Source organism: Rhodococcus sp. NPDC056960 (genome assembly GCF_042674125.1).
Classification (GTDB): domain Bacteria; phylum Actinomycetota; class Actinomycetes; order Mycobacteriales; family Mycobacteriaceae; genus Rhodococcus_F.
On sequence record NZ_JBHURF010000011.1, the window covers coordinates 216,350 to 240,421 of the forward strand.

Sequence of the window (24,072 nt, forward strand, 5' to 3'; positions counted from 1 at the left end):
TACATGGCTCGCTACATCACCATCACCCTGGACAAGCGCGGCGTGACGTGCCGTGCCCGGCTTCTCGACGAGGACGCACCGCTCACGTGCGATGCAGTGTGGAACGTACTTCCGCAGAGCGGCGATGCGTACCACGCCAAGTACGCGCGCAACGAGGTGTACACCCTCATCCCGCGGATCACGGCGGCACCGCGACGGGAAAACCCCACCGTCACACCGATTCCCGGCGACGTCTGCCTGTTCGACTTCGAGCCCTGGGAGATCGGAAACTCCGCCTACGGGTACGAGCCCGGCTCCGAGGCGCACGCCGCGCAGGGCGCCACCGACCTCGCGATCTTCTACGGCCGCAACAACCTGCTGCTCAACGGCGACGTCGGCTGGGTGCCGGGCAACGTGTTCGCCGCCATCGAGGAGGGGCTGCCGGAACTGGCGGCCGCCTGCAACGACCTGTGGATGCGCGGGGTCGAGGGGGAGACGATGAGCTTCGCGCGGGCCTGACCGGCGCGACCGGTCCAGCGTGTGCAGGATGGCCCTCGACGAGCGCGGGGGCCGTCCACCATCATCGGACGGTATGAAGCTCGACATCCATCAGATCGACGCATTCGCCGCCGGACCCTTCGAGGGCAACCCGGCGGCGATCATGCCGCTGACCGACTGGCTGGACGATTCGGTTCTCCAGCAACTCGCCGAAGAGAACAATCTGTCCGAGACGGCGTTCTACACCGCCCGGCTACCCGACGACATCCCGTCCCACGACCGCGAACACCCGGCCTATCACCTGCGGTGGTTCACGCCCGCGGTCGAGGTGGACCTGTGCGGCCACGCGACCCTCGCCGCGGCCGCTCAGATCTTCGAGGACGTGCACCCGGACGCCGACCGCATCCAGTTCTGGACGCGCAGCGGGTGGCTGCACGTCGACCGGGGTCCGGACGCGACGCTGGTGATGGATTTTCCGGCCGAGCCGCCGGTGCCGACCGCGGCCGATCCCCGGGTCGTCGCGGCGCTCCGCATCCCGGTCCGGGAGTGCCTGAAGGGCACCGACCTCGTGTTCGTCGCGGAATCCGAAGCCGACATCGCGTCGATGACCCCCGACTTCGCCGTGATCAGCCCGCTCGACGTGCGCGGCATCGTCGTCACCGCGGCGTCGGAGTCGGACGGCGTCGACTTCGTGTCGCGATGGTTCGGCGCCGCGGCCGGGATTCGGGAAGATCCGGTGACGGGGTCCGCGCACTCGCAGATCGCGCCGTACTGGGCCGACGTCCTGGGCCGAAACAGCCTTGTCGGACGCCAACTGTCGGCGCGCGGCGGAACGGTGCACTGCGAGGTGCGCGGTGACCGCGTCCACCTGTCCGGGGCATACCGGCGGTACCTTCGGGGCACCGTCGAGTTCTAGCTGAACACCTCCGAATACAGCGTCTCGATCTGGCCGGCGGTGGGCACGACCGGATTGTTGCCGGGTGATCCGGACGCCAGCGCCTGCTCCGCCATCAGCGGGATGAGACCGTCCCAGGCGTCGCGGTCGATGCCGTAGGCCAGCGGCGTCGGAACCTTCAGGTCGTGGCACAGCGTGCCGAGGGTCTCGACGAGGAACTGCGCGGCGACAGAATCGCCGGCCGATTCCGGTGCCGCGCCGAACGCCCGCGCGCAGTCGGCGTAGCGGCTCTCCGCTCCCTGCACGGAGAACGCCGTGATCGCGGGAAGCAGCATGGCATTCGACAGTCCGTGTGCCACATGGAAATGCGCCCCGATCGGCCTGCTCATCCCGTGTACCAGCGCCACGCTCGAGTTGGAGAACGCCATGCCGGCCTGGAAGGACGCGACCATCATCGCTTCCCGCGCGGTGCGGTCTTCACCGTCCGCGTAGGCCGTGCCGATGTGCTTGCCGATGGTGCGGATCGCGGCGAGGGCGAGTCCGTCGGTGAACGGCTGCGCCTTCCGGCTGACGTACGCCTCGATGGCGTGGGTGAGCGCATCGATTCCGGTGTCGGCGGTGAGCCGCGGCGGCATCGACATCGTGAGTTCGAAGTCCACGATCGAGGCGATCGGCAGAAACGACAGCCCCGGGCACAGCATCTTCTCGTCGGACGCGCTGTCGCTGATGACCGTGAATTGCGTCGCCTCGGAGCCGCTTCCGGCGGTGGTCGGGATCGCGATGATCGGCAGCGCCTTCCCGGTGTACACGTGGGGTGCCTTGTACGACCGCATCTCGCCGCCGTTCGCGGACAGCACGGCCAGTGCCTTCGCGGTGTCCATCGGACTGCCGCCGCCGAACCCGATCACCGAATCCGCCCGGTGCTCGGCGACGATCCGCAGCCCTTCTTCGAGAGAATCGGTGGTGGGGTCGGGCACGGTGCCGGAGAACAGGGCCGGCTCCTTGCCTGCCGACCGGAGGAGGGTCATGATCCGGTCGGCCGCGCCGGTGCCGGTCAGGTAGGAGTCGGTGACGAGAATCGGCCTCTGCAGACCCAATTGGTCGACAACCGAGCCGATCTCGTCGACTGCTCCCGCCCCGATCCGGGCGAAACGGGGAAGTGAGAGGTGTGCGGTCATGGGAAGAGGTCCTTAGTTGTTCTGGGGGAATCCGAGGTTGAGGCCGCCGTGGCTGGGGTCGAGCCAGCGGGTGGTGACGACCTTGCCGCGGGTGAAGAAGTGCACGCCCTCGGTGCCGTGGGCGTGGCTGTCACCGAACAGCGAGTTCTTCCACCCACCGAAGGAGTAGTAGGCCATCGGGACGGGGATCGGGACGTTGATGCCGACCATCCCGACCTCCACCTCGTTCTGGAACCGTCGCGCCGCGCCGCCGTCGTTGGTGAAGATGGCGGTGCCGTTGCCGAATTCGCTGGAGTTCACCAACTCCAGGGCTTCGTCGTACGAGTCCACCCGGATCACGGAGAGGACGGGTCCGAAGATTTCGTCGGTGTACACACTCATGTCGGTGGTGACGTGGTCGATCAGGGTCGGGCCGAGCCAGAACCCATCCGCCCCGCCATTGGGCTGTACCTGCCGGCCGTCGACGACGATCGTGGCACCGGCGGCTTCGCCGGCGTCGATGTAGGAGGCGACCTTGTCGCGGTGCACCTTGGTCACCAGCGGACCCATGTCGGAGTCCTTGGTGCCGTCGCCGATCTTCAGGGTGTCGGTGCGGTCCTTGATCTTCGCAACCAGTTCGTCGGCGATGTCGCCGACCGCGACGAGGGCACTGATGGCCATGCAGCGTTCGCCGGCGGAGCCGAAGCCGGCGTTGACCATGGCGTCGGCGGCCAGGTCCAGGTCGGCGTCCGGGAGGACGATGGCGTGGTTCTTCGCCCCGCCCAGGGCTTGGACGCGTTTGCCGTGGGCGGTGCCGGTGGCGTACACGTACTGCGCGATCGGGGTGGATCCGACGAAGGAGATGGCCTTGATGGAGGGGTGGGTGAGCAGTTCGTCGACGGCGGTCTTGTCGCCTTGGAGGACGTTGAACACTCCGGCGGGGAGTCCGGCCTCGGCCCAGAGTTCGGCCATCCAGATGGCGGCGGTGGGGTCCTTCTCGGAGGGCTTGAGGACGACGGTGTTGCCGGCGGCGATGGCGACGGGGAAGAACCACATCGGGACCATGGCGGGGAAGTTGAACGGGGAGATGATCCCGACCGGGCCGACGGGTTGGCGGATCGAGTGCACGTCCACATTGGTGGACGCGTTCTCGGTCATGCCGCCCTTGAGCAGCTGCGCGATACCGCAGGCGAATTCGACGACCTCCTGGCCGCGGCTCACTTCACCGAGTGCGTCGGAGACGACCTTGCCGTGCTCGGAGGTGATGATCTCCGCCAACTCGCCCTTGCGTTCGTTGAGCAGTTCCCGGAACTTGAAGATGATTTGGGTGCGCTTGGCGAGGGAGGTGTCGCGCCAGGCGGGGAACGCCGCGGCCGCGGCGTCGATCACTGCGCGGGCGTCCTCCACGCTCGCCAAGGCAACCTGACCGGTGACCTCGCCGGTTGCCGGGTTCGTCACCGGGGCGGTATCGACGCGCGTTCCGGGGTAGGACTTGTTGTTGAGCCAATGGGAGATGACGGCCATGAGGGTTTCGCTCCTGGAAGTTCGGGGGTGTCTCCGAGTCTGGTCTGGCAACAATGCCTGCGTCAACGAGTAATCTGGCATTGCAAACTGCAAAAATGCCGGGGAGGTGTGGGCCGTTGTTCACCGCCGACAACATGCGCTATCTGCTCGAACTGTCGCGGACGGGTCGTCTCGCGGATGCCGCGAAGCGTCTCGACGTCGACCAGACCACCGTGTCGCGCCGAATCACCCGCCTCGAGAAGGACACCGGGACGCGGCTCTTCGACCGCGGCGCGTCCGGGTGGCAGCTCACCGAGGCAGGCCGCCGCCTGATCCCGTATGCGGAATCGGTCGAATCGACGCTGCTCGCCGCCCTCGACGTGACGTCGTCCGCGGCTCCCGGCGCCCTCACCGGGACCGTCCGGATACTCACCCCCGACGGGTTCGGGGCGTTCGTGTTGGTGCCGGGACTGGCAGCGGTCCGCACCGAGCATCCGGACCTGTTCACCGAACTCGTCACGTCCACCACGCACGACGTGTTGACGGGCCGGGACTTCGACATCGCGGTGACGCTCGAACGTCCGTCGCCGCGGTCTGTCGTGGTCCGCAAACTCGCGGACTACGACCTGCGGCTCTACGCCTCGCGGCACTACCTCGACACGCATGACGCCATCGCCTCGATCGACGACCTGCGCACGCACACGCTCATCTGGTACGTCGACGCGTTCCTGGACGTCGAACCACTGCGGATCCTCGACCGGCTGCTGCCGGACTTCCGGGCGCAGATCCAGACCAACAACATCGCAGGCCACTACCAGGCCGTGAAACACGGAGTCGCGATCGCGCCGCTGCCGAGCTACATCGGGGCGCTGGACGAGGATCTCGTGCCGGTTCTGCGCGACGACTTCATCGCGCACCGCACCTACTGGCTGGTGGTACCGCGGGAACTGACACGCCTCGCCCGGGTCAAGGCGATCACCGAGGCGCTCTACTCCATCGTCGACGGCAATCCCGAACTACGGGGTGCGGCAGGGTGACTCAGCGATCGGACAACGCGCAGGCCACAGGTGATAGTGCGACGTTCGAGCTCGTGCAGTGCTCACGCCGGATTCGGCGGGCGTGCCGGCGTCGCTCATTTTCGGTCATCCCTCCCCAGATACCGTAGGGCTCTCTTGTTGCCAGAGCGTGGTCACGGCACGACCTCAACACCGGGCAGTTGTGGCAAATCTGCTGTGCCTTCTTCTCTCGCTTCTCGCGGTCCTGACCCCGTTCTCTGTCGGGGGAGAAGAAGACGGTCGATTCGAGCCCGCGGCATGCGGCTGTTTGTCGCCAGTCGCCCGCCGCCGATGGTATGCGTGCGGGCCGCGGGACGGATTCTGCGGTCAGCATTGTTACTCCTCACGTTCTGGAAGTAGACAAGGTGGGTGGTCACTTGAACCCGCAGCCCGGTGTCCAATGTGTGAGAGCAGATCAGGAACTGAGCGGATTGCACGGGGCGGCGAACGCCTGTCGGCGCTGGCCCGGAGGTGTCAGGGACAACGAGTTCTATGGGCAGCGTGATCTCCCGACCCGCGCCGCCACCGATGATGTCGAGCAGCAGTTGGGCCGCTTCTCGCCCCTAGTCGACGAGCGGCTGCCGAAATGGTGATCAGCGGACTCACATGCTCGAGTGCCGTCCGACCCCGGTGAGGAGGGGCCGGACGGCCGAGCGCAACTCGCCGTCGGCACGAATGTCGGTTCAGGACCGGGCGAGTCACTGGATCACCTGCGGGATCGGACGTCGTTGTCCGGGGGCCGGAATGCGGGTGATCACGTCGGTGAGTGCAGTTCGGCGACCCTTCGCCGCTCCTCGCACAGGATCAGCGGGTCGTAGGCGCCGGGACCGGGGTCAGCGAGACGGAACGAGTGAGATTTCCGGGGTGCATGACGCTGTCGAGTTGCTCCTGGGTGAGCAGGCCCCGCTCGAGCACGAGCGCGGCGACGGTGCGACCGGTTGCGAGTGCCTCTGCGGCGATCGCCGTGGCCGCGGTGTAGCCGATGTGCGGGTTGAGTGCGGTCACGAGACCGATCGAGGCGTCCACAGTGCGCGCGAGATGCTCGACGTTCGCCTCGATCCCGGCGACGCACCGCTCACGCAGCACCGTGCATCCGCGAGTGAGGAGTTCGATCGTTTCGAACAGACAGTGCGCGATGATCGGCTCGAACGCGTTGAGCTGAAGTTGTCCGCCCTCGGCCGCCATCGTGACGGTCAGGTCGTTACCGACTACCCGGAAGGCAATCTGGTTCACCACCTCCGGGATCACCGGATTCACCTTGCCCGGCATGATCGACGACCCGGCCTGCACGGGCGGCAGCGTGATCTCACCGAAGCCGGCACGCGGCCCCGACGACAGGAGCCGTAGGTCGTTGCAGATCTTGGACAGCTTCACCGCGGTGCGCTTGAGCACCCCGGACAGCTGCACGAACGCCCCCACGTCCTGTGTGGCCTCGACGAGGTTCGACGCGGTGACCACGTCGATGCCGGTGATCGCAGCCAGATGCTCTCGCACCCGGCCTGCATATTCCGGGTGGGCGTTGAGGCCTGTGCCGATGGCGGTCCCGCCCAGATTGATCTCGGAGATGAGGGTCGCGGCCTCACCGAGCCGCTGGGAGTCCTCGTCGAGCATCAACGCGAACGCGCCGAGTTCCTGGCCGAGCGTCATCGGTACGGCGTCCTGCAACTGGGTGCGGCCGATCTTCAGCACATCGGCGAACTCCGCCGACTTCAGCGCGAACCCCTCGGCGAGCCCGGTCAACGCCGACTGCAGCCGGGTCAGGGCCACCTGGAGGCCGACCTTGACCGCGGTGGGGTACACGTCGTTGGTGCTCTGACCGAGGTTCACATGTTCGAGCGGATGCAGATGCTCGTAGCTACCTCGGGCGTGGCCGAGCAGTTCGAGTGCCCGATTGGCTACCACCTCGTTGGCGTTCATGTTGCTGGAGGTGCCGGCACCGCCCTGGATGACGTCGACGACGAACTGGTCGTGCAGCGCGCCGGCCCGGATCTCCTCGCACGCCCGGACAATCGCGCCGGCCGTGCGCGCAGGTAGGAGTCCGAGAGATGCATTCGACTGTGCTGCAGCCTGTTTCACCGCAGCGAGCGCCGTCACCATGTCGGGGTGAATGGACAGGGGAATGCCGGTGATCGGAAAGTTCTCCGTTGCGCGCAGAGTGTGGATTCCGTAGTACGCATCGGAGGGAACTTCCCGGTTACCGAGCAGGTCGTGCTCGGTGCGGCTCATCGGTCCGAGGTCACCCGGGTCGGGATGTTGCCCCACGGCAGCGGGGCATTGCCGAACTTGGCGGCGCGGAGGTCGCCCGATCGGGCGTGGCCCTCGAATCGTTCGAGGCGCGAGACCCGGCCACAGACCTCACCCAATTGGGCGCTGGTCTCGAGGTTGCGGACCTCCTGGTAGGTGAGCGTCTTGAGGAACTTGCCCACCCACAGACCTCCGGTGTAGTTGGCGGCCCCCAGGGTGGGAAGGACGTGGTTGGTGCCGATCAGCTTGTCGCCGTATGGGACACACGTTCCTTCACCGAGGAACAGGGCACCGTAGTTCCGCATTGCGGTGAGCGCCTCGCGGGGCTCCTCGGTGAGGATCTGGACGTGTTCGGACGCGAACTCGTCGGCCAGCGCGTAGGCCGAGGCGAGATCATCGACGACGTGCACCTGACCGTGGTCGCGCCAGGCCGGGCCGGCAATGGCGTTGGTCTCCAGGCCGGGAAGTAGCGCCTCGATGTGGTCGAGGGTCGCGCGCCCCACGGCCTCCGACGTGGTGATCAGCACGCACGGGGAGTCGGGGCCGTGCTCGGCCTGGCTGAGCAGGTCGACGGCGATGGTGAACGGGTCGGCGTGGTCGTCGGCGACGATGAGGGTTTCGGTAGGTCCGGCGAAAAGGTCGATCCCGACCTCTCCGAACAACTGTCGCTTGGCCTCGGCCACGTACGCGTTGCCTGGGCCGGTCAGAATCGAGACCGGGGCGATGGTTTCGGTGCCCAGCGCCAGCGCGGCGACAGCCTGCACGCCGCCGAGGACGAAGATCTCGTCGGCGCCGGCGAGGTGCATGGCGGCGACACTGATCGGGGGTGCCTCACCGGCGTTCGGCGGCGTCGTTGCCGCGACCCGCTCGACGCCGGCGACCTTCGCGGTCAAAACCGTCATGTGCGCGGACGCGGTGAGCGGGTAGCGCCCGCCGGGCACGTACGCGGCGGCGGCGTCGATCGGGACGTTGCGGTGGCCGAGGAAGACCCCAGGCAGGGTCTCGACCTCGAGGTCCTGGATCGAGTCCCGCTGCGCCTGAGCGAAGCCCCGGATCTGACGCTGCGCGAACCGCAGGTCGTCGAGTACCGTCTCCGGAACCGAGCTGACGATCGAGCGCACCTGATCCTCGCTGAGACGGAACGATTCCGGGGACCAGCCGTCGAACTTCTCGGAGTACTTGCGCACGGCAGATTCGCCGTGCGCGCGGACGTCGGCGATGACGGCCGCGACGGTGTCGACGACGGCGGGGTTGCTGGACCGCTGTGCCGGTTCGCCGACGGCGGCCTTGAGAACGAATGACATGGATGCTTCCTTGGCGTCACGAGGGATGGAACTGCTTGGTTCAAGCATCCTGGCGTGACACCGAACGCAACAGGCGCAAAGCGGGAACACTTTGTGGATGGAAGTGCACATTGTGGTCAGTCTTGACGCCGGGCTGCCGAAAGTCTCTGGCAGGGAGCAATGCGCGCAAGCATTCGCCCCGGTGCTGCATACTCTGTGCATTCAATGGAGGTGCGAGCTCCCCTAGTCTTTGAACTGATGGCGCGGCCCGGACGAGAGCAAACTCGGTTATTCAAACACGAATACGCATCACACCGCGCGTGGGTCCGCGCTGACATCGAAACCACGACGTAGGGATGGATATGAAAGTGGATGCTGTGCGTACGCACGCCCGGTCCGGAATCGAGTTCACTGCGGCAGGTTTCGGTGGCGCCCCGATCGGAAACTTCAACCATCCGTTCACCGATACCGATGCACGCGAAACCGTAGTCAACTCCTGGAACATGGGAATTCGATACTTCGACACCGCCCCCGGCTACGGAAACGGCCTCAGCGAATACCGGCTGGCGCACGCCCTGCGCGACTATGACAGGTCCGAGTATGTGCTGTCCAGCAAGGTCGGACGGGTGGTTACTCCGCGACTCAATGCGCCGACGAGCGACGGCCAGTACAAGGACATTCCGCCCTTCGTCGCGGAGTTCGACTACAGCTATGACGGCGTGATGCGCTCAGTCGAACGGAGTATGCAGCGCATGCTGTGCGACCGTTTCGACATCCTGTTCATCCACGATGTGGATCGCTACACCCATGGCGCCGCTCAACCGGAATTGTTCAAACAAGCCATTGAAGGCGCCTACCCGGCGCTCGAGTCGCTGCGCGATCAGGGAGTGGTCAAGGCGATCGGGTTCGGGATCAACGACACTGATGTCATGACCGACGCGGTGCGCAGCACCGACGCCGATCTGTACCTACTCGCGGGACGGTACACCCTCCTCGAGCAGGAACCGCTGGACGAAGTGCTGCCGCTGTGCGAAGAGCAGGGTATCGGCATTGTCCTCGGAGGTGTGTACAACAGCGGAATTCTCGCCACCGGGCCGACCCCGGCCGCACGCTTCAATTACGCGCTCGCACCGGAGTCTGTGAAGGAGAGGGCGGGTCACCTCGAGCGGATCTGCAGCGACCACCACGTTCCACTGGCCGCGGCCGCACTGCAGTTCGCGTATGCGCATCCCTCGGTACTGAGCATCTGCATCGGCGCCCGCAACGTCGAACAGCAGAAGCGAAATGCCGAACTCTTCGACACGGTGATCCCGCAACAGCTGTGGGCGGATCTGCGCGCAGCCGGCCTGGTCCGCGACGACGCGCCGACACCCGAGTCCTGATCTGAACGAACGGCCCCCGCGCAGCGCTGCTGATTGGTGAACGCTGTGCGGGGGTCGTTTCACGTGTGTGCGACAGGCTCGTCGGATGAGTGAGCGCATCGACGAGCCTTCGAAACGAGGTGCTACGCCGTCAGGTGTGGTGCCTTGAAAGGTGTCATGGCCCCGGCGTCGATCACCTGTGCAGTGCCGGTGACGTACCGCCCGTCGTCGGAGGCCAGGTAGACAACAGCGTTGCTCACATCGATGGGGTCGAGGAAGGGAACCGGAAGTGCGTGCATGGCCTGCAGTGCCGGGAGCGCGTCGGCCTGGGTGGCACCGGCTTTGCCACCTGCGAACATCTGGTTGTACGCGGGGTTGTTGATCATCAGGGTGTTCACGTTGGTCGGGTTGATCGAATTGACGCGGATCCGAAACGGCGCCAGTTCCCCCGACAACGTCCGCATCAGCCCGTTCACCCCGTGCTTCGATGCCGAGTAGTGTCCGACGTTCAGTTCGGCGGTGAGGCCGGAGATGGAGCTGATCAGGATCATCGAGCCGCCGTTGCCGCCTTCGAGCAGAGGTGGGACCGTGGCCTTGATGGTCTTCCAGACACCGGTCAGATTCACATCGATCTGATCCTGGAACTGGCCCTCGGTCAGTTCCCACATCGGTGCGACACCATTGAGAGTGCCCGCGTTCGCAACGACCACGTCGAGACCGCCGAGCTCCGAAACGCCCTCCTGTACCGCCTTTTCAAGGCTTGGAAGGTCACGGACATCGACCGACCGGGCGACGATGCGTCGACCGAGTCCCTCGACGAGGGTCACCGTCTCGTCGAGATCGTCGGGGGTCGACATCGGATAGGGGACGGTGTCTATCTGACTGCACAGGTCGAGCGCAATGATGTCAGCGCCCTCCTCGGCAAGACGTCGGACGTGGGACCGACCTTGTCCCCGCGCGGCACCGGTGACGAGCGCAATTTTTCCTGCTAGACGTGACACTGGGTCCTCTGCTTTCGAGTCGCATTCGGATGTGGGGTGGTTCGCGCGAGCCGCGTAACCCCGGAAACGAAAACCGCCGCCGCGGGCGAAAACCCACGGCGGCGATCGAAGGAACTACTGGTGCTGCTCGTTCGCGCGTGCTTCGCGGTACTCGTCCGCACGCTCATCGGTGATGTGCGGCAGTGGCGGGAAGTCGAGCCATCCCGGCACGAACGGGCTTGCGAGGTCGCGGTCGGTCGGAACCTCGACGAGCACGGGGGCCTTGGCATCGAACGCCCGCTTGAATGTCGGCTCCAGGTCGGCGGGAGAGTCGACGCGGAAGGACTCGAGTCCGAAGGACTTGCCGAGATCCTTGAAGCTCGGGCTGTACGGCGTTCCGTCGGGACGATTGAACTCGGTGCCGATCATGCGGTCCGTGGCGTTCCGCTGCCCACCACGGATCGAGATGTAGCCCGAATTGTCCTGCACCACGAACACGACGGGGATGTCGTGCTGGATCGCCACACCGATCTCCTGCGCCGTCATGAGGAAGTCACCGTCGCCGGTGATGCAGGCGACCTGACGTTCGGGCGCAGCAAGCTTCGCGCCGAGCGCGGCCGGCACCGGCCAGCCCATCGCGGAGAAGCCGCCGGTTGTGAGATGGGTGCGGGGCTCGTACACCGGGAAGGTCTGCTTGACCGCGCCCTGCGTGTTGCCCGAACCGACGAGCACGATGCCGTCGCGGTCCATGACGTTGCGCAGTGCACCGAGCGGACGCTGGAGCGTGAACGGGAAGCGGTCCGATTCACGGCGGGCGGAGAGCTGCTCCTCCCAGTCGGCCTTACGCTCCGCGATCTCGGCCACGTACTCGGAGCGAGCCGGGGTGGACGAGGGGAGGCTGTCGACGATCGCGGCAACCGTGGGCTTCGCGTCGGCGACGATACCGACCTCCGCGGGGTATATCTTGCCGATCTCGTGGGGGTCGATGTCGATGTGGATGAGCTTCGCCGGTGGGAAGGAGAAGGACTTTCCACGGCTGTAGCTCGAGGCGGACCAGTCGGTGAAGCGGCAACCGATGGAGATGACGACATCGGCATTGGCAGCGAGGTAGTTGCCGTGGATCGTGCCCGTCTGGCCGACGCTGCCGACGAACAGCCGGTGATCCTCGGGGAAGGCGCTCTTGCCGTTCCAGGTCGTTGCTACCGGGATGTTCTGGGCCTCGGCGAGCGCGAGGACCTCGTCGGTCGCGTTTGCACTGATGGCGCCGCCGCCCACGACGATGACAGGCCGCTCGGCGCCGGCGAGGAGCGCGGCCGCTCGGCTGACGGCCTCGGGATCGGGGTACTGCAGACCGACGGGAAGCCGGCGCTCGAGATCATGGAAAGACACGTCAGCGGTCTCGGCGTGCAGATCCCACGGCACCTCGATGTGCGCAGGACCACGACGACCGGTCAGCATCGCACTGAACGCGCGGTGCATGATGAACGGCAGATCCTCGATGCTGTTCGCGACCCAGCTACGCTTCGAGACGGCCTCGGCGACCTGCGGGAAGCCGTTGTCCTTCTGACGGTCGAGTTCCTGCAGCACGCCGCGGCCGCGCATGTGGCGCGGCGGACCGCCGGTGATGACGAGAACGCTGGTCGAGTCGCTGTAAGCGGTGGCGAGACCCAGAACGGTGTTGGATGCGCCTGCGCCGATGGATGTCACAGCCGCCATCGGCTGACCCGAGGCACGGTAGAAGCCGTCGGCGAGATGCACGGCGCTCTGCTCGTGGTACGTCTGGATGAAAGGAATCTTCGATTCCTCTTCGTTGAAGGCATCCATGAGCCCCCAAATTCCATGGCCGGGGATGCCCGCGACGTAGGGCACCCCGTACTGCTTCAGAATTCGGCCGATGACTTGTCCGCCGTTGAGCCTAGGCATTGAAAATCCTCTCTAGTGGGTAGTTCCGCACCGTTGTCGGCGGCACAGGGGTCCCTTCGCTTGCATCTATTCGGCGGAATTCCGTGCCGGGCGCCGCAGGCGGTGACCGGTGCGGACGCCGGTCCGGGGCGACGCACCGCAGCGCGGATGCGCGTCCTGTCGACATCAGTTCAGTGATGTGACCACCTTCACGGGTAAGTGTGCACCGGCGTAGATTGCATTTAGAAGATGCACCGTGTGCAACAGTTGCAGTGGCTTGTTCACAGTCTGTCCAGCGAAGGTAGCGACGCCGATGACCATGACCGTTCACGCAGCCCTCGGCCTCGAGGTGTTTCGCCGTACGAATCTGAAGGTGTACGCGGGAGATGCTGCGCTGAACCGGGTGATCCGCTGGGTCCATCCCACAGAGGTCCCGGACATAGCCCGGTTCCTGAGCGGCGGCGAGATGCTCCTCACTGCGGGTCTCGGTATCGGCGCTTCGCCAGACCGGCAGCGGCAGTACATCGAGGAGGTTGCAAAAGCGGGGGCGGCGGTCCTGGTGATCGAGCTCAGCGGCCGGGCATTCGACCACATGCCCGAGGCGCTGATCGAAACCGCACAGAGGATGAACTTCCCGCTTGTGGGACTTGATGGTGAAGTTCCTTTCGTGGAGGTCTCCGCTCAGGTCCACGAGTCCATCGTCGACCAAAGAGTGGTGGACCTCACGGCGTACGAGCGACTGAACGCGGCATTCATGCAGCTGCTCCTGGCGGGCCGCGACTATGTCCATTTCACGGATACCCTTGCGCGCGAAGTGCAGTGCCCGGTCGTGCTCGAGGATTCGACGCGGCAGGTGATCGCCTACTCGGGCATAACAGATGTTGCGGACCGGATGCTGTCGGACTGGGAGCGTCACTCGCGGATAGAACATGATCAGCCCGGCACCGGCAGCTCGAACGAGGCGGGAAACTGTACGCGTCGTGCCGTTGTGCTCCGTGGTGAACGGTGGGGGTGGCTCCACGTCCTCCACGAGGGAGCGACTTTGGCGGGGACCGGTACGTACGCCTTGGATCGCACAGCAGACGGGATCGCCATTGCCCTTCTCGGTATCCGCGAGAGCGGCGCCAAAGCCGCCCAGCGGCAGAACGCCCTGGTGAGCCGGCTGCTTCTCGGAGACATCTCCGGCGGCATGTTCGTGCAGCGTGCGCTCCGCATCGGCCGTGACCTCCGTGATCGCGCCCTTATCGCAGTCCTCGTTCTCAAAGAGACGCCGCTGGGAGCGACGAGTGAAGACGCGATGGACGACTTCTGTCGAACACTTCACGTCCCGGCCGTGGTGGCCGATCTCGGCGAACACACGTTGGCGGTCATGGGCCTGACGAGGCCCGATGTGGAGAAACAGATCGTCGATCGACTGACGGAGCTGGGAGTCAGTGCTGGCATCAGCAGGCAGGTCGAACCTCCGCAGCTGCCGACCGCGATCGAACAAGCGCGAAGCGCGGTGTCGGTGGCGTCGGCGCGCCCGGACAAGGCGGTACACCGATTCGACGATCTGGGGGTGCTACGTCTGCTCGCCTCGCTCGCGCAAGGATCCGAACTGGCCCGCTACATCGAGGACGAGCTCGGACCCCTGCTCAAGCACGACGCCAAGGGTGTGAACCCGTTGCTGCCCACGCTGCGAACGTATCTTGCGTGCGACGGCAACAAGTCCCAGGCAGCGCAGCTACTGTTCGTGCAGCGTCGCACCCTGTATTACCGTCTCGACCGAATCACGGAGCTGCTCGGACGCTCGCTGGACGACACGGACGCTCGCCAGGCACTGATCTTCGCCGTCCGCGGGCACGATCTGCTGCACAGGCAGGATCGATCGACGTTCGAGTGATGTCGGACGCATTCCATTCGCCGAGGCTGACATGGGTAGCCTCGGCTAACTAGGCTGATTCGCGACCTGCGCGGACCGGATTCTGTTGCACGCACTGTGCAACCCAGGTGCCTACCTCTGCTCAGAATGCCCCTCTGAACAGCATTGATGCCGCACTAGATTCAATTCTCGACCCACAATTCTGGGCGACGGCAGATGGTTTCAGGGAGACATGTATGTCGAATGCGATTACAGCACTGCAGTCACAGGTCATCACCGATCCACCGGACATCCTCGAGTTCGACATCGCGATCATCGGATCGGGAATGGGCGGCGGAACGCTCGCCTACGCGCTCAAGGACTCAGGAGCGAAGGTTCTCATCGTCGAGCAGGGAGATTTCCTGCCTGTCGAGCGTGAAAACTGGTCGGCAGAAGCAGTTCACGCCGAAGGGCGCTACAAGAACTCGGCCGCGTGGCACGACAGGACAACAGGCAACTACTTCGTACCGGGCAACTACCACTACGTGGGTGGCAGTACGAAGCTGTACGGCGCGACGCTTCCCCGATTTCGGGAGTGCGATTTCGGGGAGATCGAGCACCCCGACGGTATCTCGCCGGCATGGCCGTTCACCTACGACGAACTCGAACCGCACTACGGCGAAGCCGAGCGGATGTTCTGGGTGCACAGCAACAAAGGCGAGGACCCGACAGACCCTTGGCGATCAACGGATTACCCGTTTCCCGGCCTCCCGCACGAGGGCGCCATGGCGAGGCTGGTCGACAGTGCGAGGCAACAGGGTCTGCATCCGTTCGCGGCCCCGCAGTCGGTCGACTGGAGGCCGGGCGGACCCTGTGTCCTGTGCGACACGTGCGACTCGTTCGCCTGCATGGTTGACGCCAAGGGTGATGCGGACGTCGCGGCCGTCCGCCCGGCCCTGCAAAGCGGAAACGTCCAGTTGCTGACCAACGCTGAGGTCACCCGTCTCGACACGGACGCCGGTGGGCGTACCGTCACCCACGCGCGGATCACCCACAACGGCAGGAACATCGCGGTCAAGGCCGGACGATTCGTGATCGCTTGTGGCGCAGCCAATACCGCGTCGCTGTTGCTCCGCTCGGCATCGAGTGCCCACCCGAACGGGCTGGCCAACACATCCGATCAAGTCGGCCGCAACTACATGGCCCACGTGACGACCTTCTTCCTGGCCATCGACCCGCGCCGAAAGAACGAGGCGGTGTACCAGAAGACGATCGGGATCAACGACTGGTACGAAGCCGGGCCCACGACCCGCTACCCGCTCGGAAACGTGCAAGGTCTCGGCAAGCTGCGGGGCCCGATGGCCAAGCGGGGCAAGCCCTGGGTGCCCATGCCGATCCTCGAGGAGGTCACCAAGTACACCCTCGACCTCTTCATCCAGACCGAGGACCTACCGCTGCCCGAGAACCGCTTGACCGTCAACAGTCGGGGACAGGTCGAGGTCGAGCGCAGGGAGACGAACCTCTCCGCCCACCACGAACTCATCAAGCGGATGAAGAAGGTCGTTCGCAAGGCCGGCTTTCCGGTCGTCCTCACTCAGAGTCTCGGAGTCGAAGCCACCTCCCACCAGTGCGGAACGGCACGGATGGGGCACGACCCAGCCACCAGCGTCGTCGACGAAAACCTGAAAGCGCACGACCTGGACAATCTCTGGATCGCCGACAGTTCCACATTTCCATCGTCGGCAGCGGTCAACCCGGCGCTCACCGTGGCGGCACTTTCCCTTCGACTCGGGCGTTCCGGTCAGCTCGCCCCCAGTAAGGAGCAGTACTCACCGGCCACGACAAGTTCCGCGTCAGCGATCTCCCGGGATCACTAAATCCCTCGACCACACAGCCAAATCCTCACAAGGAGACACGGAATGACGTCCACGATCGCCAGTACTGCAGCAACAGTGGATCCTGCGCTGGCGCCGCTCTTCGAGCCGATCACTCTCGGGAAAGTGGAGATCCGCAACCGCGTGGTCATGACGGGGCATGGAACCGGTATGGCGAAGAATCACTTGCCCTCCGACCAGCACGTCGCCTACTACCGCGAGCGCGCCAAAGGTGGCGCGGGACTGATCGGCATGGCATTCCCGCAGGTCCACCCGTCGTCGCAAAACGTCCCGAACGAGGTACGCGCGTACTACCCGGAAGTGGTCCCCGGCCTGCGCAAGATCGCGGACGCCGTACACGAGTACGGGGCGCGCATCGTCATGCAGCTCGGACACACCGGCCGGCAGAGCAGCTCGACCTGGACAGGCCGCGCGCTCATCGGACCCTCCAACACCCCGTGTCCGTTCAACCTCGAGATGCCGAAAGAAGCAGAGGTCGAGGACATCGACGAGATCGTCGCGGGCCACGCGCTCAGCGCCCGTCATGCCAAGCAGGCCGGCATCGATGGTGTCGAGATCCACTCCGGCTACGGCGGATACCTGTTGGCCTCGTTCCTCTCGCCCTTCTCCAACCAGCGCACCGACGAGTACGGTGGGTCGCTAGAGAACCGGATGCGGTTCCTGCTCCGGGTCATCGAAGCAGTACGCGAAGAGGTCGGACCCGACTACCTCGTGGGCATGAACCTGCAAGGCAGCGATTTCAGTCCCGGTGGACTCGAGATCGACGATGCGAAGAAGATCGCCCTCGCGTGCACCGCAACCGGCGCCATCGACTACATCATCGTCAAAGGGGCGACCTACCTGGAAGCCCACCAGAATGTCCCCGACATGCAGCACCCCAAGCGCATCTGGGAAAGCCTCGCCGCCGCGGTCAAGGAAGTGGTCGACGTTCCGGTGATCGCCGTCGGCCGCGTCAACGTGCCCGAGGACGCTGTCGACATCATCAACCAGGGGCACGCCGACATGGTCGCCATGACCCGTCAGCAGATCGCCGATCCGGACACGGTGAACAAGATGAGGGAAGGCCGCATCGACGAGATCCGTCGGTGCATCGGCTGCAACCAGGGGTGCATCGACCGCCTGTTCAAGCCCACACACAGTTCGTGCGTTCACAACCCCGCCGCGGGGTTCGAACGGGAACTGGGTTCCGACACGTTGGTTCAGGCGACGATCCGGCGCCGCGTCGTCGTCATCGGCGCCGGCCCCGCCGGCATGAAGGCAGCCGAGGCATCCGCACGTCAGGGCCACGAGGTCATCCTCATCGAACGACGCCCCGTCACCGGCGGCCAGTTGCGGATCGCGGACAAGATCAAGGGACGCGGCGAGATCGGATTGGTGATCGACCACCTCGACGTCATGATCCGCAAGCACGGCGTCGACCTTCGCCTCGGGTGGGCGGTAACGGCTGAAGAAGTGCTGGCGCTGGCACCGGACCACATCGTCGTCGCGACCGGGTCGGCTCCCGCCGACGACATCGTCGGCAACCTCTCTCTCGGCATCAAGTCCACGCCGGGACTCGACCAGGACCACGTGCTGTCGGTGTGGGACGTGCTCGAAGATTCCGCGCCCGTCGGCAACCATGTCGCGGTGGTCGACGACGGCGAAGGCGGCTGGAAGGGAATCGGCCTGGCCCTGCAGTTCGCGGAGGAAGGACGTGAGGTGGAGTTGCTGACGGTATTGCCGTTCGCCGGGTCGAAGCTGGGTCCGTTCAGCGCCAATCTCGCGGTGCCGCGCATCCACGACGCGGGCATCAAGACACACCCGTTCACCAGCCTCACCGCCGTCGAGGGATCGACCCTGCAGATCAACGAAAAGGGGCGAGAGGAGACACTCCACGACATCGACACGGTTGTTCTCGCCGGTTGGCACCGACCCGTCAACGACCTGTACTTCGCACTGAAGAACAGCGGGGTGCCAGTCGAACGCATCGGTGACGCGGTGGCGAGCCGAACGATGCTCGAGGCGGTCCACGAGGGTGAGCGCGCTGCACGCCGTGTCGGCGTGCTCGCCTGACAGCGGTCGGGCGGCGAGCCGCGACTGCCGGTCCGGCCCGGGCGCGGACGGACCGGCAGCAGCCCGCGCTCCGATCTCCAATTGAAACCAGAATCGAAACGGAATCATGGCTCCAGTCACACAGACGATTTCTCCAGCCCTTCGCAGGGCGCGCGTCTCAGTGTTCGCGCTCTTCATCGTCTTCGGGCTGGCCGTGTCCACGTGGGCGGTCCACATACCCTCGATTCAGCAGCAGACGGGCATCTCCACGGCGATACTGGGAACGATGCTGCTCGTGCTCGGGGCGGGGGCCCTCGTCGGCATGCAGATCACGGGACCGATGATCACCCGGTTCGGCGGCGGCACCACGGGGGTCGTCGCCGGGGCGGCGATGTCGATCCTGTTGGTCGGACCCATGCTGGCGACCGACGAGACCGAACTGCTCGTCGGTCTGACGCTCTTCGGGCTCGCCATGGGCGGCACGGACGTGTCCATGAATGCTCAGGCGGTGGTGGTCGAGCAGGACTACGAGCGGTCGATAATGTCGGCGTTCCATGCGGTCTTCTCGGTCGGCAGTGTCATCGGATCCCTGATCGGGGCGGCGACGCTTGCCGTCGAATGGAGCATGACCACCACAGCGGTCGTGATGTCCGGGACGTGCCTGTTGATCACACTGGCGGTAGCGACGCACCTGGTCCGATTCAGCCGTCCCACCCGGCCGGTGGACGAGACGGGTTCCACTCCTGTCCGCACCCGTACCGTGCAACGCCGTCTCGTCGTCCTCGGCGCACTAGCCTTCCTGCTGTTCCTCTCCGAGGGCGCCGCAATGGACTGGAGCAGCGTCCATGCGCAGGAGCACCTGGGTGCGTCCGAGGCGGTCGGGGCACTGACGTTCGGCGCATTCGTGACGATGATGACGGTGGGCCGGTTCAGCGCCGACCGTGTCGCCCAGCGCCGGGGCGGGCAGTGGGTGGTGCGTGTCGGATGCGCGGTCGGATGCGTCGGGATGGGAATCGTCCTACTCTCGCCCGTCGTGCCCCTGACAATGGTCGGCTGGGCGATCTTCGGACTCGGACTGTCGGGAAGTGTTCCCCAGGTTCTGTCCACCGCCGGCAACCTCGACGGAACGTCGGGAACCGACTTCTCCCGCGTCGTCGGCCTCGGGTATGGAGCACTGCTCGCCGGGCCGGCGCTGATCGGATGGTTGGCCGAGCACGTACCGATCAACACCACCATGCTGATTCCGCTGTGCGCCATCGCGATCTGCTGCGCAGCGGCCGGGAACATCGGCCGCTAGGGGTGTCCGCTCCATTGTCCGAATTATCCAACGGATCCGCCCGTTCGGCAGCGCTCGGCGCGGTGGTGCTGAGTGGAGTGTCTTTCCAGAGTGGTGCTGCAGTCGGCGCGCTGATCATGCCGACGGTCGGATTCGTGGGTGTAGTGGCGATCCGCATGATGGTGGCTGCGCCTGTACTGCTGCTCGTGGGGCGTCCGCGACTTCGAGAGTTCTCGCGGAGACAGCTGATTCAAGTCATCGCACTGGGTGTGGTGATGGCAACGATGAGCCTGACCCTCTTCGCCTCGATCGAACGCATTGGTCTGGGACTCGCAGTAACAATCGAGTTTCTCGGACCGCTCACGGTCTCGCTCGTCGCATCCCGACGCACGCGAGATGCGCTTGGTGCTCTCGTCGTCGCCGCTGCCGTGGTACTGCTGGCGGGCGCCGACGGGCGTGTCGACCTCGTTGGAATACTTCTCGCATTCAGCGCCGCGACATGCTGGGCCACCGCAATCACCCTCAACGGATCGGTAGGCAAATCGATTCCCGGAAACGCGGGACCAGCAGTAGCCATGACCGTGGGCGCCGTCTTCGTCGTTCCCGTGGGCCTGGCAGCCACCGGAGCCAACTTTCTCGACGTGCACGTGCTCTGGGCGGGTGCCGGCACTGCCCTTCTGGCATCGGTGTTTCCGCCCTTGTTGGAACTGTTTGCAATCCGGCGGCTCAGCCGCGCCGCGTACGGCACCTCGATGGCGCTGTATCCGGCAGTCGCGGCACTGTGTGGGTGGGCCATCTTGGACGAAAGTCTCAGCATCGTCAAGTGGTGCGCGGTGTCGACGATCTGCCTGGTCAGTGCTCTCGCGACAAACCCGGCCTCCGGGCAGGGCAAACAACGGACTATGCCAGACACGAACTCCCGCTCGACGCCGGCATCGAGTGCATGATGCGGCAGAGTTGCGCGTCTAACTGTTATATCTATTGCACCACAGAGTGATTGGAGAAGAGTATGGTCAGCTCACAGCCTGCAGGCGTACCGACACTGCGGTCGGTCGACCACGTGGCGTTCACCGTCCCCGTTCTCGCCGACGCGGTGGCGTTCTTCGTGGACCACTTCGGCGGTGAACTGGTCTATGAGGACGGGCCGTTCGCCGACGCTGCGTCGGACGGGATGTACAGACGTCTGCACGTGGATCCGAAGGCGGTCTGTCGGATCGCGATGGTTCGGATCGGCCTGCACATGAATATCGAGCTCTTCGAATACGATGCCCCGGAACAGGCTCCGGCGCCGCCCAGGAACAGTGATATCGGTGGACACCATCTGGCCTTCTATGTCGACGACATCGATCTGAGCTACGAGTATGTGAAGTCCATTCCGGGCGTCGAGGTGATGGAGGGACCGAACGGTGTCGACGAACGGGCCCCAGTCGCGGGTCAGCGGTGGTTCTATTTCCGGACACCCTGGGGCATGCAGATGGAACTGACCACCTGTTCGACCGGAGGGTTCTACGAGGGACTTCCTGGTTCACGCATGGCGCCGCCGGCGGACCGCTGGCGGTAGCAACTGTCGCGGAACGATGGGGGCCGGGAGCATGGCTCGCGGTGCGCTCCCGGCCCCGTTCCCGAACTCAGCGTCCGCGGTGCTCCCGGAGAACTTCCACCACCAGTGCGTGGTCCTCTTCTTCGGCGAGCCCGGAGACGCCCACCGCGCCGACCAACGATCCCTGGACTCTCAGCGGCACCGCGCCGCCCGCGACAGCGAATTTGCTGCGGTCGTAGCCGTTGTCGGCATAATAGTCGCCACCAACTGCACGCTGAGCGCAGCCGATCGCGTACGAGGCAGCGTTGTGTCGGCGCACGACTCGGAACTTGCGGTCAAGCCAGTCGTCGTTGTTGGCGGACGACCCGGGCAATGCCGCGTGGAACACTCGCTGTTCTCCGAAAACGACGGCGATGGCGACCGGATGGTGTCGTTCGCGAGAGATATCCATGAGACGCCCTCCGACCGCCCACGCATCGTCGTATCCAAAACGCTCGAACGAGAGCCCGTCAACCTCTGCCATCACATTCGCGTGGATCAATTTCCACTGAGTTTCGGACTGAATCGTGTTCTTGATCAATGCTTACAGCCTTTCTCGACTGACTTTTCGGACGGCAGCGAAGCCTGACGCGGTGCCATATGGCGGACGCCCTCGGACAATGGCCGCGAAGACGATACAGCGTGGCCGGCATTCTCGACGAGGCTGAGAACATACCACCAAAGTGAGAGTTGCGCTCGACAATTCGGACGACTCGGCCGCCTGTGCGGAAGCGATTCTCTCGGTGTGACAACCCGGACAATGGGTGAAGTGCGGCGCCCGCGAATTGCACGGATTGGGTATGCCGAAGGTGCCGATGGCAGTGCGAGATTGAACAAGTGACACCCGTCATATTCGTCAGCATCGGTGAATCGCACCCGGTCCTGTGCCGTGAGCACAAGTAGGCGACGCCACCGCACAGGGCGGGTGCCGGCACACGGATCAATCGGTGTCGGATCCCGCCGGCCCTCAACTAACACCGCATCCATCCATGAGGAGCAAGATGTCAACAAGTAGTTCAGGACAGCCGCTGTCCGGTGATGACGCGCATCTGCGCGTGCTGGGTTACGAAGAGAATTTCGACCGCAAGATCGGAATGTGGTCGAACTTCGCCCTCGGATTCCTCTACCTGTCACCGCTCGTGGCGGTGTTGTCCATGTTCACTCAGGCCCTCACCACTGCAGGTCCACCGTCGATTATCTGGCTGCTCGTCGCCGCCGGTGGCCAGCTGCTCGTCGCCATGGTGTTCGGCGAGATCGTCTCCCAGTTCCCCATCGCGGGCGGGCTGTACCAGTGGGCCCGCCGACTGTGGAACGGGAAATACGCCTGGATCCTCTCGTGGATCTACATCTCCGGGGTCGTGGTCGGATGTACTACGACGGCGATGTTCAGTGCGGACTTCGTCCTCGCACTGTTCCACGGCGATTCGGACATCTCCTCTACTCCGGGTCAGAAGCTCGTGATCGCGACGATCATGGTGCTCATCGCCCTCGTACTGAATTCGACCGGAAGCAAGACGTTGGCGACGATTGCGAAGGTGGGTCTGGCGGCGGAACTCGCGGGGATCATCCTGGTCGGACTCTTCCTTCTGATCTTCCATCGCGAGAACGACTTCTCGGTTCTCTTCGACACCATGGGCGCCGGCGACGGTGACTACTTCAACGCATTCGTCACCGCGGCGATCATCGGGTTGGTCCTCTACTACGGGTTCGAGGCCTGCGGGGAGGTCGCTGAGGAAACACCGAATCCGAGCCGCATGATTCCCCGTTCGATGATGTTGACCGTAATTCTGGGTGGCGCCGCGGCCCTCTTCTCCTTCGTCGGCTACATCCTGGCGGCACCGAATCTGCAGGGAATCGTTGACGGGGAGGTTGCCAACCCGATCACCGCAATCTTGAACGACACCCTCGGAACGTTCGGCACCAAGGTCTTCCTCGTCGTGGCACTGACGTCCTTCCTCGCGTGCGTGATGGGTCAGCAGGCGGCAGGTAGCCGGTTGATCTTCTCCTTCGCTCGCGACGACATGTTCCCGGGAAGCCGCGTATTCAAGAAGATCTCCGCGCGCAAGGTGCCCGTCAACGCCACCATCGCCGTCGCCGGACTCCCGATCGTCCTGTTCTTCCTGCTGTACTTCATCCCCGATGCATTGTTCCGCGTGGCGGCATTCCAGATGCTCGCCGGCTACTTCGCGTTCCAGATGGTGGTGTTCGCCGCGTTGCGTGCGAGAACCAAGGGATGGAAGCCCGGCGGAAGCTGGACTCTCGGCAAGTGGGGATGGCCTGTGAGCGTCGGCGCGCTCATCTACGGTGTGGCCTCGATGATTCTTCTCGCTCGACCGAACGGCGACACCAGCCTCCCGTTCTACGATCGCTGGATCGCGCTGATCGGCTTCGTGATCGTCGCAGTCATCGGGCTCGTGTACATGACGGTCGCAAAACCGTACGAACGATCGTCGGCCCCTGAGGGCGACGCCATCGAGATCGCCAATCGTCTTCGTGGACATCATCGCAGCAGGAGCGACGAACCCGATCGCGATCAGGAACTGGTCAGAGACTGAGAGACGAGAGCGTGCCTCCGGCCCGGACATTCGGTCCGG

The 24,072-nt window shown here is 64.9% G+C and carries 19 protein-coding genes; 11 read left to right on the top strand and 8 right to left on the bottom strand.

From position 1 onward, the window contains the following. Positions 1–3 precede the first annotated feature (3 nt). Together ACFTWF_RS19505 and ACFTWF_RS19510 are read left to right on the top strand one after the other, a co-directional pair. Positions 4–498, top strand: coding sequence for a DUF3830 family protein (locus ACFTWF_RS19505; protein ID WP_087559473.1), 495 nt, complete (start codon positions 4–6; stop codon positions 496–498). 73 nt (positions 499–571) lie between these two features. Beyond that, on the top strand, positions 572–1,393 hold the full coding sequence (locus ACFTWF_RS19510; protein ID WP_378462821.1) for a PhzF family phenazine biosynthesis protein: 822 nt from the start codon (positions 572–574) through the stop codon (positions 1,391–1,393). Here the strand turns inward: ACFTWF_RS19510 and ACFTWF_RS19515 are convergent. Next, complete coding sequence (locus ACFTWF_RS19515; protein ID WP_378462822.1) at positions 1,390–2,550, bottom strand: iron-containing alcohol dehydrogenase; 1,161 nt, start codon at positions 2,548–2,550, stop codon at positions 1,390–1,392. The genes ACFTWF_RS19510 and ACFTWF_RS19515 overlap by 4 nt on opposite strands. A gap of 12 nt (positions 2,551–2,562) precedes the next feature. Then, the gene (locus tag ACFTWF_RS19520) at positions 2,563–4,053 is read right to left on the bottom strand and encodes a CoA-acylating methylmalonate-semialdehyde dehydrogenase (RefSeq protein WP_378462823.1); all 1,491 of its coding nucleotides are present in this window, start codon (positions 4,051–4,053) and stop codon (positions 2,563–2,565) included. Between the two features lie 116 nt (positions 4,054–4,169). On the opposite strand from ACFTWF_RS19520, the gene ACFTWF_RS19525 reads away from it, so the two are divergent. Next, entirely contained in the window at positions 4,170–5,069 is a 900-nt protein-coding gene (locus ACFTWF_RS19525) for a LysR family transcriptional regulator (RefSeq protein WP_378462824.1), read from the top strand. 1 nt (position 5,070) lies between these two features. On the opposite strand, the gene ACFTWF_RS19530 is transcribed toward ACFTWF_RS19525, so the two are convergent. From ACFTWF_RS19530 to hisD, 3 genes are all read right to left on the bottom strand, one after another. Beyond that, complete coding sequence (locus tag ACFTWF_RS19530) at positions 5,071–5,421, bottom strand: WhiB family transcriptional regulator (protein ID WP_378462825.1); 351 nt, start codon at positions 5,419–5,421, stop codon at positions 5,071–5,073. Between the two features lie 470 nt (positions 5,422–5,891). Continuing rightward, entirely contained in the window at positions 5,892–7,313 is a 1,422-nt protein-coding gene (locus ACFTWF_RS19535) for an aspartate ammonia-lyase (RefSeq protein WP_378462826.1), read from the bottom strand. After that, positions 7,310–8,635 carry a histidinol dehydrogenase gene (hisD, locus tag ACFTWF_RS19540; protein WP_378462827.1) on the bottom strand — a complete coding sequence of 442 codons (1,326 nt, stop codon included), beginning with the start codon at positions 8,633–8,635 and terminating at the stop codon, positions 7,310–7,312. Before hisD ends, ACFTWF_RS19535 begins: the two co-directional genes overlap by 4 nt. Before the next feature lie 341 nt (positions 8,636–8,976). On the opposite strand from hisD, the gene ACFTWF_RS19545 reads away from it, so the two are divergent. Then, complete coding sequence (locus tag ACFTWF_RS19545) at positions 8,977–9,996, top strand: aldo/keto reductase (RefSeq protein ID WP_378462828.1); 1,020 nt, start codon at positions 8,977–8,979, stop codon at positions 9,994–9,996. A 122-nt stretch (positions 9,997–10,118) separates the two neighbouring features. Here ACFTWF_RS19545 and ACFTWF_RS19550 read toward each other — a convergent pair whose 3' ends face one another. Both ACFTWF_RS19550 and ACFTWF_RS19555 read right to left on the bottom strand, forming a co-directional pair. After that, the gene (locus ACFTWF_RS19550; RefSeq protein ID WP_378462829.1) at positions 10,119–10,976 is read right to left on the bottom strand and encodes a mycofactocin-coupled SDR family oxidoreductase; all 858 of its coding nucleotides are present in this window, start codon (positions 10,974–10,976) and stop codon (positions 10,119–10,121) included. 114 nt (positions 10,977–11,090) lie between these two features. Continuing rightward, complete coding sequence (locus tag ACFTWF_RS19555; RefSeq protein ID WP_378462830.1) at positions 11,091–12,878, bottom strand: thiamine pyrophosphate-binding protein; 1,788 nt, start codon at positions 12,876–12,878, stop codon at positions 11,091–11,093. A gap of 292 nt (positions 12,879–13,170) precedes the next feature. On the opposite strand from ACFTWF_RS19555, the gene ACFTWF_RS19560 reads away from it, so the two are divergent. From ACFTWF_RS19560 to ACFTWF_RS19585, 6 genes are all read left to right on the top strand, one after another. Further along, positions 13,171–14,739, top strand: a complete 1,569-nt coding sequence (locus tag ACFTWF_RS19560; RefSeq protein ID WP_378462831.1) for a PucR family transcriptional regulator — start codon at positions 13,171–13,173, stop codon at positions 14,737–14,739. A gap of 215 nt (positions 14,740–14,954) precedes the next feature. After that, positions 14,955–16,574, top strand: a complete 1,620-nt coding sequence (locus ACFTWF_RS19565) for an FAD-dependent oxidoreductase (RefSeq protein WP_378462832.1) — start codon at positions 14,955–14,957, stop codon at positions 16,572–16,574. A 42-nt stretch (positions 16,575–16,616) separates the two neighbouring features. Then, positions 16,617–18,644, top strand: coding sequence for an FAD-dependent oxidoreductase (locus tag ACFTWF_RS19570; protein WP_378462833.1), 2,028 nt, complete (start codon positions 16,617–16,619; stop codon positions 18,642–18,644). Between the two features lie 160 nt (positions 18,645–18,804). Then, on the top strand, positions 18,805–19,920 hold the full coding sequence (locus ACFTWF_RS19575; RefSeq protein ID WP_378462834.1) for an MFS transporter: 1,116 nt from the start codon (positions 18,805–18,807) through the stop codon (positions 19,918–19,920). A 77-nt stretch (positions 19,921–19,997) separates the two neighbouring features. Then, positions 19,998–20,846: a DMT family transporter gene (locus tag ACFTWF_RS19580; RefSeq protein ID WP_378462835.1), complete on the top strand. Its 849-nt coding sequence runs from the start codon at positions 19,998–20,000 to the stop codon at positions 20,844–20,846. A gap of 62 nt (positions 20,847–20,908) precedes the next feature. Then, on the top strand, positions 20,909–21,460 hold the full coding sequence (locus tag ACFTWF_RS19585) for a VOC family protein (protein ID WP_378462836.1): 552 nt from the start codon (positions 20,909–20,911) through the stop codon (positions 21,458–21,460). Between the two features lie 67 nt (positions 21,461–21,527). Here the strand turns inward: ACFTWF_RS19585 and ACFTWF_RS19590 are convergent, their stop codons facing one another. After that, the gene (locus tag ACFTWF_RS19590) at positions 21,528–22,019 is read right to left on the bottom strand and encodes a heme-degrading domain-containing protein (RefSeq protein ID WP_378462837.1); all 492 of its coding nucleotides are present in this window, start codon (positions 22,017–22,019) and stop codon (positions 21,528–21,530) included. Positions 22,020–22,479: 460 nt separating this feature from the next. Between ACFTWF_RS19590 and ACFTWF_RS19595 the strand changes: the two genes are divergently transcribed. After that, the gene (locus ACFTWF_RS19595; RefSeq protein ID WP_378462838.1) at positions 22,480–24,033 is read left to right on the top strand and encodes an APC family permease; all 1,554 of its coding nucleotides are present in this window, start codon (positions 22,480–22,482) and stop codon (positions 24,031–24,033) included. The last annotated feature ends 39 nt before the right edge of the window (positions 24,034–24,072 follow it).